This is a genomic window from Thermococcus prieurii (genome assembly GCF_054657655.1).
On the sequence record NZ_BAAHYH010000002.1, the window covers coordinates 892,373 to 904,491 of the forward strand.

A 12,119-nucleotide genomic window follows, 5' to 3' on the forward strand; every position below is an offset into this window, starting at 1 on the left:
TTTTTTGGCATTAAATATTCTCGCTAGTTATACAACTTTGAGTGGTTACAGTTAAGGCCTGAAAAGGCTTTAAAATGGGACGTTTTTCAACACAAATCTGTTAAAAAATTGGTGTAGTTTCCGGTAGAAATACTAAAATGCGTCAAAGGTGCGAGAGAATTGAACGCGGGTGGAAGTTCAGGCTTGCCCTCGCCTCTGGAATCTCCATCCCGATGTTTATCCCGAGGCTCATCAAGTCCCTAGGAGAACGAACCTCCCATTTACTTTCGGCGGAGCTCGTGATGAAGCGCGGAACGCGGTATTTCCTCGTTAGCTCCCAAACCTTGGCCATGAAGCGGAGCGTTAGGGCCCTCTCGTAGGGGTTCGCCCTCAAGAGCGGTGAGAGGGAAAACCCTATCGCGACGCCCCTCCTGCCGGCCATTCCCGCTAACGTGTGGTCGAAGCCGTAGTCCTTCCTCCCGAGCCAGGGGCTTATCAGAGCGTCAACCTTTGCCTCGATTGCCATTCTGTTGACCCTCATGTCGCCTCCCTGAACGTAGAGCAGAGCTCTGAGGTTCCTGGCCTTGAAAGCCCTTATCAGGCTCGGCTTTCTCGTTACGAGCAGAACCGCGACCTTCCCGTAGATCCTTCTGAGCTCTCGGAGTTCCTCCTTAAGCGAGTCCCAGTCCGGCTCATTGTCGAGAACGAGCTTCTTCGTGAAGACTACCTCGTCGAACCACTCATTAGCTAACTCGTAGGCCTCCACGCTCCTGACGTCCATCTCGATGAAGTAGTCCCTCATCACTCCTCCTCCAGCCACTCCCTCACGGATTTCACAACGGCCTCTTTCCTCATCGGGAAGGCCTTGACCTTTATCTTAACCTGGATCGTGTCGCCTCCCTCGTCAACCTCTACCTCACCGAGGTAAGCCTTCTGCTTGTTGAAGCGGACGTAGAGCGTTCCCTCGTCGTCGACCTTCTCGTCGAGGTTTTCAAGGATGTAGCGCCTCGCGTTCTCGTCGAGGAGCCCTTTGAAGTGCTTGAGAAAAGTTCTCACTGCCCGGCTCCTCTTTATCTCGACGTTGACGACCTTAATCGGGTTGCCGAAGAAGCCAGTGGTTTCCTCGATATCAAAGTGAACGTCCTCGTCGTCTATCTCCTCGGGAATGAAGGTTCCTATCGCCTCTAAGACCTTGTCCTCGTCCTCGGTCGCGTGAATGAAGGTTGTAAGCCTGACGTGGTGCGCCCTGAGCGTCATCTTCTCTCACCCGAACTCCTTTGGAGGAGGGATTTAAAAAGGTGAGTGCAGTCACCCTCTCGTTATCTCCCAGAAACGGCAGTAACAGTTTATTGAGAACTGTTAAACTGAAGAGAAAAGGGAAGGAAATCACTTGGTCTTGCCCTTGTTGGCCCTCACGCTGGGCCTGACCTTCTCGGCGCCCTTACCCTTGTTCCTCAGACCACGGCCCTTCTTGCCGGCGCTCGTGAGACCGCGGAAGACGCGACCCTTGTGGGGCTTGAGGGCAATCCAGGCTATCTTCGGGTCGCTCTTTATGACCGGGTGGTGCGGGTCGACCATTATGACCTCGAACCACTTGTACATTCCGTCCTCGCCGACCCAGTAGGAGTTGAGAACCTCAAGGTTCGGGAACTTTCTCGCGGCCTTCTCCTCGGCTATCCACTGGAGGCTCTTCTTCGGTGAGTACTTGACCATACCCATCTTGCTCGGCTTCCTTCCGCCCTTCCACCTGGGCCTCTTCCTTCCACCGCGCCTGACGCGAACGCGAACGACGACGTAGCCCTGCTTGGCCTGGTAGCCGAGCGAGCGAGCGCGGTCAAGCCTCGTCGGCCTCTCGACGCGAACGACGACCGGCTCTCTCCTCCACTTGACCATCCTCTTCTTGAGGAGCTCTCCCACGTAGCTCTTCTTGGGGCTCTTCCAGGCTTCCCTTATATACTTGTACATTCCCATCTTTCTCCCTCCCACGTTTGTGGTTCTCCGCAGAGCGGAACATCCCGCGGGCGAACCCGCCTAGTCGGTCGAGTTTCGAGGATTGGTTTTTAAGGGTTGCGGAGGACTAACGTCGATGACGGGAAAACGGTTGGGGCTCATCCTACTCTTCCTCGTAGTCTACCTCTCCTGGGACGCCTACGCCTTAGTCTACCCCTTCGTAGGGCGCTGGAGCGCAGACGTTACCCGTTCCCTCCTCAACCTTCCACTAACGTCCTACAGCTTCGAGTACTCCCTCGTGAGCTGGACGGTCTCCCATCATTGCCTCCACGCGCTTATGAGGGCGGTTTATAGGGCCGGCTTCGCGGGTAGCTTCTGGCTCCCGGCCCTCTACTTCACATTCGCCGACCCGGAGCGGGCGAAGAGGCTCGCCTTCAGGTTCGCCCTTGGCTTCGGAATCCTGGCCCTCTCTTTTCTGGTATTCCACGTTCACGCGCCCCACGTCGTTTACACCCTTCCGGAGCGCTACGCGCCCAACGACTGGACCGCTCGGCCCGAGTTCGTTCTCCCCTCTCCGCACTGCACGCTGGCCTTCATCGGCCTGCTCTCGGTTCTGGAAGTTAGGAGGAAGGAAACCGTCCCGCTCGCAGTTTTCCTCGCGCTCGTCCCAATCTCGACGGTTCTCCTCGGTGAACACTGGGTCTGGGATGCGGTAGCGGGCTTCCTCGTGGCTCTCGTCGCGGTGAGAATTGAGAAAAGGGTTTAAGGCGGGCAGGAAAAATAAACCCCGGTGGTGGTATGAGAATCGGAAAGCTCGCAAAGCTGATGAAGGAGAGGGGATTTGATGGGGCGCTCGTCAGTCCGGGCTCGAACTTCTACTACCTGACCGGAATCAGAATCCACGAGGCCGGTGAAAGGCCGACAATTCTGGCTTTAAACGCCGACGGGGAGTTTCACCTCCTCGTTCCGAGCCTCTACGAGAACGTCATAGGTGACGTGCCCGTTACCTTCTGGCGCGACGGCGAGAACCCCTACGCGAAGCTCGCGACGATTGCCCACGAGCTCGGCATAAGCGACGGCAAAATCCTCATCGAGAACACCATGCGCGCCGACTGGCTCATAGAGATTAACAGAACCGTTCGGATGAGGCCCTATCCTCTGAGCGTTGTGATTAGGGAGCTCAGGATGAGGAAGGACCCAGAGGAGATAAGGCTCATGGAGAGGGCCGCCAAAGTCGTTGATGACGTCTTCGAGGAGATTCTGGGCTGGGATTTGGTTGGAATGACCGAGAGGGAGCTGGCTTTAAAGATAGAGCTCGCGATAAGGGAGCGCTCGGATGGGATTTCCTTCGAGCCGATAGTCGCTTCCGGTGAGAACGGCGCCAATCCCCACCACGAGCCGGGCGAGAGGAAGCTGAGGAAAGGTGACATGGTGATACTCGACTACGGGGCGAGGTGGAAGGGCTACTGCTCCGACATAACGAGAACGATAGCCCTCGGCGAGCCCGACGAGAGGCTTGTAAAGATTTACGAGGTTGTTTGGGAGGCGCAGGAGAGGGCCTTCCAGGCTGTCAGGGAGGGCGCGAAGGCGAAGGAAATCGACGGAACCGCGAGGAGAACCATAGAGGAGGCCGGCTACGGGAAGTACTTCACCCACAGAACCGGTCACGGATTGGGCTTAGATGTCCACGAGGAGCCCTACATCGGGCCCGACGGAGAGGTCGTCCTCGAGAACGGAATGACATTCACGATAGAGCCCGGAATCTACGTCCCGGGGCTCGGCGGGGTGAGAATAGAGGACGACGTGGTCGTGGAGGGAAGGGGGAGGAGGCTGACGAAGGCTGAGCGGGAGCTGATTTCGGTTTAGCGCCTCCTCCAGAGCACAAAGAGAACCACGGCTGTGACAATCGCCGCAACGGAGAGGACACCCCACGGAGTCCCGCCGGTTCCGCTGGTCGAAGGTGTAGGTTCCGTGGGTTTTTCAAACGACTGTGTCGTGGTTTCAGCCGGCCTGGTTTCGGTCCCTCCGTTCTTCCGTTTCTCGGTTTTCCTGCAGAGAGGGACTCCCTCAACGGGACGCTTCTCCGGCAAACTGTACTCGATGAGCCGTCCATTTTGATAGAGGTACAGGCTAGAATCCGTGCTTATCATCACCCCGTTCTTTAAGTGAACCATGTGGTACACTGTCCCGTTGATGGGCACCGTCGCGTTCCCCGGCACGGTGAGAATCCGTCCGTTATCGCCTATCAGAAGTCTGCCGTCCACCGAGAGGTACGAGGTTCCGTTTGACTGGAAGGTTCCAACGTACTCAACGCCGTTCTTCAGGAGGTAGACTATCTGCTCCGGACGCACGGGGAGGCTGAGGTTCGAAACCACGAGGTAGTTCCCAACAACGTACGCTTCCGTTAACAAGTCTGTCTCGATAATCGGCCTCAGCCTGCCGTCGTAGAGGTAAACCGTCGCCGTCTCGTTCCCGAAGTGAGAAGACCTGAGAACCCAGCCGGAGGGCGTGAGGCCGAGGACCTCCGTACGGCCGTTGACCGTTCCGGCTTTCTTGAGCTCGCCGGGCTTCCAGAGGTAGAGGGTGGCGTTGAAGAACCCCGGCCTCGGCTCGAAGTTGTAGGCGATGAAGCAGGTTTCACCGCTGGAGTTGCAGGCGACGGAAACGTAGTGCTCAAAGTCGCCCTTCAGGGGAAGCCGATACAGCCGTCCGTTGATTGCCAGGTAGTACGTTTCGTTGTTCCGCAGGAGAACCCCGCCGGGTGCCGGGCGGAAGTAGACCCATCCCCTAAAGGAGCCGAGCCTTAGGAAGCCGCCGTTGTAGAAGTAGAGGGTCCAGTTCTTGCTTCCACTCTTAACAAGGACGTACCTTCCGGCTGCCCGGTAGATGTTGAGCCCCACGGGTTTAACACAGCTCCCGTTGAAGACGTAGTAGCCGTCCCTGCCCTTGAGCAGGGCGACACCCATCCACGAGACCGGGTAATAGGGACCAGCGTACCTAAACGTTCCGTTGAAAGTGTAGAGGTAGGTACCGTTCCCAATCTGGATGGCAACGAACGCCGAGGTGCCGTTTGAGAAGAGGGCGGTAACCTCGGCCCTGGGGGCACTCTCGTTCGAGCTGAACAGACCTTCAAGCTGGTCGAGAACGCTCCTCAGTGAGCCGTTGGAGTACACGTAGAGGGCGTTTGACACGCCGCCGTCAGCGCCCATCTCACCCCTGTAGAGTAAGAGAAATCTCCCAGCCGGCGTCAGCTGGAGGTAGGGCTTTCCAACTTCGAGCGAGCGCCTCTCGCCAGTGCCCCTCTCCCAGATGTAGAGGGTGTCGTTCCAGTACAGGTAGACGTGCCTCCCATCGAACGCAACGGGCCACCCAAAGCTCTCGTAGCCGGAGAGGGGCAACCACTCACCGGTGTCCCTGTCGGTGTACCACGAGAGGCCGTTAAGCCTCACGAAACCTCTCGGGTTCGCGATGTAGACCTCGCCGGCTCCAGGAGCCGAGACGTAGTACTCGCCGAGGAGGGAGCCGTTGGGAGAGTAGAGTCTCAGGGGGCGCCCTTTGAAGAGGACCTCGCTGAGCGCGAAGGTCGTGTTCGGGTAGATGTACCAGGTTCCGTTCCAGCCGAGGCTCATCTCTGGGGTCTTGACCTTCAGGGCATCCACCCTGAAGCCGAGGGCATTGATTAGCGTTTCATTGAGCTCGGTTCTTCCCCACTCCAGGAGTAGGAGGGTGCCGTTGAAGTAGTCGAGCCACACCTTTCCGCTTGCAAGCCACCGAAAACTTCCATTGAAAAAGACGTAGTAGTTGTAGCGGCGCCAGGTGAATCTCAACGGAACGGTCCGCACGAAGAGGAAATCCCTGAATGCTATCCCGCTCGGTTCTCCCTCGACGCTTCCCAGAAACGTAGAACTCCCGTTCAGGGAAACTTCGTAGACGGAAGTGACGGCGGTTCCCCTCGTGGCGTTGGGAAGGCGCTCAACGTAGACGTAGAGCCTTTTTCCAAGTACCTTTGCCCACACGGGCATATAATCAATTGTTTTCACGGAGAACAGGACCTTAAAGCCACTGCCGTTGTAGGCGAGGCAGTACCTGCGCTCGTTGCCTCCGAGGAGAATCCAACTCCCATTGATGTAGCCGACGATTGAAAAATCCCCAACGGACGGGGGCAACATCCTGAAGGAGGTTCCGTCGTAGAGAACGTAAAGGGGACGGAGCGGAGAACAGCCCCGCTGTGTATTGCACGAGTACCCAGCAGAAACTGAGAGCACGACAGTCCCGTTGCCAGGCTGGGCCCGTTCGACGAGCACCCACGCGTTAACACTTTGCAGAGTCATGAGGATAATCATCAAAAGCACCGCGAATTTTCTCATAACATCTCACCAGAAGGTACAAAGGCACGACGTATAAAAGGGTTGTGCTACAGCCTTTCATCGCTCAGCTTTTCAATGAGCCGCCTCGTGTGCTCGTCTACTGACTCGCTGAGACCCACAAATACCACCCCGTCGTTTACCATCGCATGGTCCCGTACATCCCCGAGGAACTTCAACACCGCGAGTTTATCGTTGTAGAGGAGCAGAAAATCGAGGCAGTCGATTACCACGAGTCCCCTGAACCCGCTCTTCTTTGCCTCAAGGAGATACTGAACTATCAAGTGCCTTATCTTTTCAAGGGCCGTTGGGGGGATGGAGTTCTCGAAGGGAACCGTTGAAACTCGGAACACAGACCAGTTCTCCGGAAATTCGCCTTCCTCACGGGTGAGGAGCAGGACGGGCGAGTCCCGGTACTTGTCGAGGATGGACTTTAGATTTCTCCCTTCAACGAGCACGAGCCCCTTCGTTTCGACTTCCGGAGCCTTCCCACCCTTGAAGAGCCCCTCGCGGGTAACACGAATCGTCGCAATCGAGAAAACGACGGCACCAACGGCCATGAGTGAGAGACCCAAGAAAGTTCCCCTTAGAACCTTGTAGCCGAGAAAAACAACTGCCACCGGAATCATTGAAAGAGAAAGCCAAGGACGCTTGAAGACGCGATACGCCACGTACGCAGTTATTAGGAGCATGACCCCGGAGTCGCTCGCTATCCCGCCGACACCCTTGGGAACTTTGTAACCCAGAACCCCAATGATACGATAGACCACGTGAGAGACGGGAACAAGGAGGTAGAGGGCGAAGAGGGACGTCTTAGATGGGTGCATCTCGATGACGAGGAGGACTACGTAGAGGGAAACCCCAAGGGCGAAAAAGTACAGAAACACCTCTGCGAAGGAGGGATGGCCAAGTATCCTCAGGACAACGTGAACGCAGAGGAACGCCCAACCGGCGGAGGCCGAAAAAAGCGTTCTGGACTTCTCCCAAAGGGCGCGAAGCGTCAGATAGCCGAACGTTGCGAGGCTGACCGCGAGCATGAGAACCTCGGCGTCCAAAAACCCCCTCATGTGGTTGGATATCACGCGGGCCTATTTAACGTTTCCCGCCAAAAAGCCCAAAAACCTTAAATACTCAAAGCCGTTACTCGCACCGATGCCGATGAGGGGGGAGTGTCTTCTCCGCTGGAATCACACCGGTGCCTGATTTCATCGATAACCCCCCTATTCTTGACTCCCGCTCTTTTGGAAAAACCTTGAGGAGGTTTTGGACATGAAAGTTGACTTCAAGGCTATTGAGGAGAAGTGGCAGAAGCGCTGGCTTGAGGAGAGGGTTTTCGAACCCGACAGAAACGCGAAGCCCAAGGAGAAGAAGTTCTACATAACCGTCGCCTTTCCCTATCTCTCGGGCCACCTTCACGTCGGCCACGCGAGGACCTACACGATTCCGGACGTCATAGCACGCTTCAAGAGGATGCAGGGCTACAACGTGCTCTTCCCGATGGCGTGGCACATCACCGGCGCGCCGATAGTCGGAATCGCCGAGCGCATAAAGAACCGCGACCCCAAGACCATACACATCTACCGCGACGTCTACAAGGTTCCCGAGGACATTCTCTGGAAGTTTGAGGACCCCAAGGAAATCGTTAAATACTTCATGAAGGCCGCGAAGGAGACCTTCATAAGGGCCGGCTTCAGCGTGGACTGGACGCGAGAGTTCCACACCACCAGTCTCTTCCCGCCCTTCAGCAAGTTCATAGAGTGGCAGTTCTGGACGCTCAAAGATATGGGGCTGGTGGTTAAGGGTGCCCACCGCGTCCGCTGGGACCCCGTCGTTGGAACTCCCCTCGGCGACCACGACATAATGGAAGGTGAGGACGTCCAGATTCTCGAATACGTGATAATCAAGTTCATCCTCGAGGAGAACGGCGAGAAAATCTACCTCCCGGCCGCGACGCTCAGACCGGAGACCGTCTATGGAGTAACCAACATGTGGCTCAACCCCAACGCCACGTACGTCAAAGCCAGGGTCAGGCGCGGTGATAGGGAAGAGACCTGGATAATCAGCAAGGAAGCGGCCTACAAGCTCTCCTTCCAAGATAGGGAGATAGAGGTCATCGAGGAGTTCAAGGGCGAGAGGCTCATCGGCAAGTACGTGAAGAACCCGGTAACGGGCGACGAGGTCATTATCCTGCCCGCGGAGTTCGTCGACCCCGACAACGCGACTGGAGTGGTGATGAGCGTTCCGGCACATGCCCCCTTCGACCACATAGCCCTGGAGGACCTGAAGAAGGAAACCGAACTGCTCCTCAAGTTCGACATAGACCCGCGCGTCTTGGAGGACATCACCTACATCTCGCTGATAGAGCTTGAGGGCTACGGAGAGTTCCCGGCCGTTGAGGAGGCAGAGAGGCTCGGCGTGAAGAGCCAGAAGGACAAAGAAAAGCTCGAGGAAGCGACGAAGAACATCTACAAGGCCGAGTACCACAAGGGGCGCTTCAAGATTGAGCCTTACAAAGGCAGGCCCGTCCAGGAGGTAAAAGACCTCATCGCCAAGGAGCTGATGGAGAAGGGCATTGCCGAGATAATGTACGAGTTCGCGGAGAAGCCCGTCATCTCGCGCTTCGGCAACCAGGCGGTCATCAAGATAATCCACGACCAGTGGTTCATAGACTACGGAAACCCCGAGTGGAAGGAGAAAGCTCGCGAGGCTTTGGCAAACATGACGATTTACCCCGAGAGTAGAAGAGCCCAGTTCGAAGCCGTAATAGACTGGCTCGACAAGAAGGCCTGTGCCAGAAAGGTCGGCCTCGGAACGCCCCTGCCCTGGGACCCGGAGTGGGTCATCGAGAGCCTGAGCGACTCAACCATCTACATGGCCTACTACACGATAAGCAGACACATAAACAAGCTCCGCGAGGAAGGCAGGCTCAACCCCGAGAAGCTCACGAGGGAGTTCTTCGACTACATCTTCCGCGAGGACTTCAGCGAGGAGCGCGAGAAGGAGCTCGAGGAGAAGACCGGAATCCCGGCGGAGACAATCCACGAGATGAAGGAGGAGTTCGAGTACTGGTACCCGCTCGACTGGCGCTGTTCAGCTAAGGACCTCATTCCGAACCACCTGAGCTTTTTCATCTTCAACCACACGGCTATATTCAGGCGCGAGCACTGGCCGAGGGGAATCGCCGTAAACGGCTTCGGAACGCTCGAGGGCCAGAAGATGAGCAAAAGCAAAGGCAACGTGCTGAACTTCATTGACGCAATCGAGGAGAACGGGGCAGACGTCGTCAGGCTCTACATAATGGGTCTCGCCGAGCACGACAGCGACTTCGACTGGCGCAGGAAGGAGGTCGGAAAGCTCCGCAGGCAGGTCGAGAGGTTCTACGAGCTGATAAGCGAGTTCTCAAGCTACGAGGCCGAGGAGACAGAGCTCAAGAACATCGACCGCTGGATGCTCCACAGGCTCAACAAGGCCATCGAGGGGGCAACGAAAGCCCTTGAGGAGTTCAGGACGAGGACCGCCGTCCAGTGGGCGTTCTACACCGTTCTCAACGACCTGCGCTGGTACATGCGCAGAACCGAGGGAAGGGACGACAAGGCCAAGCGCTACGTGCTGAGAAAGCTCGCCGACGTCTGGGTTAGGCTGATGGCACCGTTTACGCCACACATCAGCGAAGAACTCTGGGAGAAGCTTGGAGGAGAGGGCTTCGTCAGCCTCGCTCCCTGGCCAGAGCCCGTCCCCGAGTGGTGGGACGAGACGGTTGAGGCGGAAGAGGAGTTCGTCAAGGCCTTCATCGAGGACGTCAAGGAGATAATCCGCGTTGCGAAGATAGAGAACCCGAGCAGGGTCTACGTCTACACCGCCCCGGAGTGGAAGTGGAGGGTCGTTGAGGTCGTTGCCGAGAAGAGGGACTTCAAGTCGGCGATGGGGGAGCTGATGAAGGACCCGGAGATGCGGAAGCACGGCAAGGAGATAAGCAAGCTGATACAGCGCCTTATAAAGGAGAGGGCCTTCGAGGTCAAGAGAATAGACGAGGAAAAGGCGCTGAGGGAGGCCAAAGACTTCATAGAGAAGGAACTTGGCGTCGAGCTGACAATCAACCCCGAGGAGGACAGGGGAGGAAAGAAGAAGCAGGCGATGCCGTTGAAGCCCGCTGTGTTTGTGGAGTGATGCTTTGACTTCTCTTTATCTTCTTGGAAATTTATCTCCTTGCTGGTTTAAAATTTGTTTTAATATCAAGAGAACATTCGTACCCACATTAAATAAGATAATCACGAAAAATATCGCTATGAGAACAAATAGAATCATCCCAAAGGGATCAGGCAAAGTTTCAGTTAAAGTATCTTTAATGCTTCTAAAGGCCTCCACTATCGTTATCAATATGCCCGATTTCATTAGCACTTCATTCATCTTAATCACCATAACTATCCTAAGAAGAACTCCTTATAATCCTTCTTTTTTGTTACATACTAAAATCTAGCCCTGCTATCAATTCACCCCCAACTTATAAAACCTTTTCTCCGAAAATGCCTTAAAGAGAGCGTCTTTAGCCCTTTTCGGTGTTGTCCATGCCTGTTAGCGAAGAAACGTTTAAGAGAGAAGTTCTTTCAAAAATCCCGCCCCGGAACGAGCCACCGCTCCCTTCTGATTGGCTCCATACAGAAATGCTCGAACGCTTCCGCGTCCTTAGGTTCGCACCCATCAAAGAGGGAATGAACGTCCTTGAAATCGGTTGCGGGGCGCACGCACTAACCACCGTTCCCCTCGCTTATCTCGTCGGTGAGACAGGCCGTGTTGTTGCCGTTGACCGCTCCCGCTGGCGCTTCTTCGAGGAGGTAACTTCCTCAGCCGGCGTAAAGCACAGGATAATCCCGCTCAAGCTCGACGCGCGGGAGTTGCCGTTCCCGTTCAGAACCTTCGACTTGGCGGTTCTCGTCCACGGAGTCAGGAGCCTGAAAAACGAAGAAACTATGATTATGGTCATCTCTGAAATGCTCCAGGTCTCGGAGCGGGTATTCATCGCGGAGAGCCTCCCTGTGGCGAAAAACGAGCGACAGGGAGCACACCTCGAACTCTACAACCTCCGCGAGGAAATCTTCGAGGCCCTCTTCGGCGAGAAAGACGACCTCCACTACCCAACGATTGAGAAGCTCACCAAACTCGTTGAGCGGGCGGAAGGAGAGGTAATCGAGAGCGGGACCTTCGAGCCCAAGTTGCCACACTATCTCGCTTACATTCCGAGGGAATACGTGGAGAGGATAAAAGACGAGGAAAAGCGCGCCGAGCTTTTGAGAAGGTGGGAGAGAGCCTATGAAAAGTGGAAGGCTGGGGCGGAGCATCCCCCAGTTGGGTGGCTGATTGCAAAGCGCTGAAAAGAGAAAACCAGAAACATCAGGCCGAGAGGTTGCCGTCCCGCCTCCACAGGGAAAGCTCAAAAAGACTCCCCAGGAGGCCCAGCAGAATGGATGGGAGCAGGAGGAAGAGCAGCACTATCATGAAACCGTCGCCCTCGGTGGGGCCCGACGCCGGCGCTTCAACGAAGGAAGCCGCGAACCTTATCAGTGCCAACACAGCAGCGAGGACGACCGGAACTGCCATCAAGGCCGTTTTTGTGAGTTCTCTTGGTCCAACGCCAAGCCTGAAGGCAACGAATGCAACAAAAAGTGAGCCCAGTAGGAGTCCTGTTAAGTAGAGTGCAAGCGGAAGGAGCCCCCCAGCATCAATCCCGAGAAGGAAGCCTGCCAAAAACGACAAGAGCACTATCAAAAGGGACAATCCAGCAACTTTCTGAGCGTCATGCATGTTTTCTCACCAATAACGTACTAATAC

11 protein-coding genes are annotated in these 12,119 nt (G+C 55.9%); 4 read left to right on the forward strand and 7 right to left on the reverse strand.

Features of this window, described 5'->3' with window-relative positions:
* Positions 1-142: 142 nt before the first annotated feature.
* The 3 genes from ACYQ04_RS08090 to ACYQ04_RS08100 all read right to left on the reverse strand — a co-directional run bounded on the left by ACYQ04_RS08090 (position 143) and on the right by ACYQ04_RS08100 (position 1,950).
* Positions 143-781 carry a Ribonuclease P protein component 3 gene (locus tag ACYQ04_RS08090; RefSeq protein ID WP_460128725.1) on the reverse strand — a complete coding sequence of 213 codons (639 nt, stop codon included), beginning with the start codon at positions 779-781 and terminating at the stop codon, positions 143-145.
* Positions 781-1,236, reverse strand: a complete 456-nt coding sequence (locus ACYQ04_RS08095; protein WP_460128727.1) for an RNA-binding protein — start codon at positions 1,234-1,236, stop codon at positions 781-783. Before ACYQ04_RS08095 ends, ACYQ04_RS08090 begins: the two co-directional genes overlap by 1 nt.
* Positions 1,237-1,365: 129 nt before the next feature.
* Positions 1,366-1,950: a 50S ribosomal protein L15e gene (locus ACYQ04_RS08100; RefSeq protein WP_042692979.1), complete on the reverse strand. Its 585-nt coding sequence runs from the start codon at positions 1,948-1,950 to the stop codon at positions 1,366-1,368.
* Between the two features lie 115 nt (positions 1,951-2,065).
* Between ACYQ04_RS08100 and ACYQ04_RS08105 the strand changes: the two genes are divergently transcribed.
* Together ACYQ04_RS08105 and ACYQ04_RS08110 are read left to right on the forward strand one after the other, a co-directional pair.
* Entirely contained in the window at positions 2,066-2,695 is a 630-nt protein-coding gene (locus ACYQ04_RS08105; RefSeq protein ID WP_460128729.1) for a phosphatase PAP2 family protein, read from the forward strand.
* Positions 2,696-2,727: 32 nt separating this feature from the next.
* Entirely contained in the window at positions 2,728-3,795 is a 1,068-nt protein-coding gene (locus ACYQ04_RS08110) for a M24 family metallopeptidase (protein WP_460128731.1), read from the forward strand.
* On the opposite strand, the gene ACYQ04_RS08115 is transcribed toward ACYQ04_RS08110, so the two are convergent.
* Both ACYQ04_RS08115 and ACYQ04_RS08120 read right to left on the reverse strand, forming a co-directional pair.
* Positions 3,792-6,272, reverse strand: a complete 2,481-nt coding sequence (locus tag ACYQ04_RS08115; RefSeq protein WP_460128733.1) for a hypothetical protein — start codon at positions 6,270-6,272, stop codon at positions 3,792-3,794. The genes ACYQ04_RS08110 and ACYQ04_RS08115 overlap by 4 nt on opposite strands.
* A 71-nt stretch (positions 6,273-6,343) precedes the next feature.
* Positions 6,344-7,360, reverse strand: a complete 1,017-nt coding sequence (locus tag ACYQ04_RS08120; protein WP_460128735.1) for a DUF835 domain-containing protein — start codon at positions 7,358-7,360, stop codon at positions 6,344-6,346.
* A gap of 202 nt (positions 7,361-7,562) precedes the next feature.
* Here ACYQ04_RS08120 and leuS point away from each other — a divergent pair, with 202 nt between their 5' ends.
* Positions 7,563-10,460, forward strand: a complete 2,898-nt coding sequence (gene leuS, locus ACYQ04_RS08125) for a leucine--tRNA ligase (RefSeq protein ID WP_460128737.1) — start codon at positions 7,563-7,565, stop codon at positions 10,458-10,460.
* Positions 10,461-10,475: 15 nt separating this feature from the next.
* Here the strand turns inward: leuS and ACYQ04_RS08130 are convergent, their stop codons facing one another.
* Complete coding sequence (locus tag ACYQ04_RS08130) at positions 10,476-10,709, reverse strand: hypothetical protein (protein WP_460128739.1); 234 nt, start codon at positions 10,707-10,709, stop codon at positions 10,476-10,478.
* Between the two features lie 149 nt (positions 10,710-10,858).
* Between ACYQ04_RS08130 and ACYQ04_RS08135 the strand changes: the two genes are divergently transcribed.
* Complete coding sequence (locus ACYQ04_RS08135; protein ID WP_460128740.1) at positions 10,859-11,662, forward strand: SAM-dependent methyltransferase; 804 nt, start codon at positions 10,859-10,861, stop codon at positions 11,660-11,662.
* 19 nt (positions 11,663-11,681) lie between these two features.
* Here the strand turns inward: ACYQ04_RS08135 and ACYQ04_RS08140 are convergent, their stop codons facing one another.
* On the reverse strand, positions 11,682-12,092 hold the full coding sequence (locus tag ACYQ04_RS08140) for a hypothetical protein (RefSeq protein ID WP_460128742.1): 411 nt from the start codon (positions 12,090-12,092) through the stop codon (positions 11,682-11,684).
* Between the last annotated feature and the right edge of the window lie 27 nt (positions 12,093-12,119).

Excerpts from the sequence above, each read along its gene's own strand:
- ACYQ04_RS08105 (WP_460128729.1), top strand. The coding sequence starts at position 2,066 with ATGACGGGAAAACGGTTGGGGCTCATCCTACTCTTCCTCGTAGTCTAC.
- leuS (WP_460128737.1), top strand. The coding sequence starts at position 7,563 with ATGAAAGTTGACTTCAAGGCTATTGAGGAGAAGTGGCAGAAGCGCTGG.
- ACYQ04_RS08140 (WP_460128742.1), bottom strand. The coding sequence starts at position 12,092 with ATGCATGACGCTCAGAAAGTTGCTGGATTGTCCCTTTTGATAGTGCTC.
- ACYQ04_RS08115 (WP_460128733.1), bottom strand. The coding sequence starts at position 6,272 with ATGATTATCCTCATGACTCTGCAAAGTGTTAACGCGTGGGTGCTCGTC.
- ACYQ04_RS08100 (WP_042692979.1), bottom strand. The coding sequence starts at position 1,950 with ATGGGAATGTACAAGTATATAAGGGAAGCCTGGAAGAGCCCCAAGAAG.
- ACYQ04_RS08090 (WP_460128725.1), bottom strand. The coding sequence starts at position 781 with ATGAGGGACTACTTCATCGAGATGGACGTCAGGAGCGTGGAGGCCTAC.
- ACYQ04_RS08135 (WP_460128740.1), top strand. The coding sequence starts at position 10,859 with ATGCCTGTTAGCGAAGAAACGTTTAAGAGAGAAGTTCTTTCAAAAATC.
- ACYQ04_RS08095 (WP_460128727.1), bottom strand. The coding sequence starts at position 1,236 with ATGACGCTCAGGGCGCACCACGTCAGGCTTACAACCTTCATTCACGCG.
- ACYQ04_RS08120 (WP_460128735.1), bottom strand. The coding sequence starts at position 7,360 with ATGAGGGGGTTTTTGGACGCCGAGGTTCTCATGCTCGCGGTCAGCCTC.
- ACYQ04_RS08110 (WP_460128731.1), top strand. The coding sequence starts at position 2,728 with ATGAGAATCGGAAAGCTCGCAAAGCTGATGAAGGAGAGGGGATTTGAT.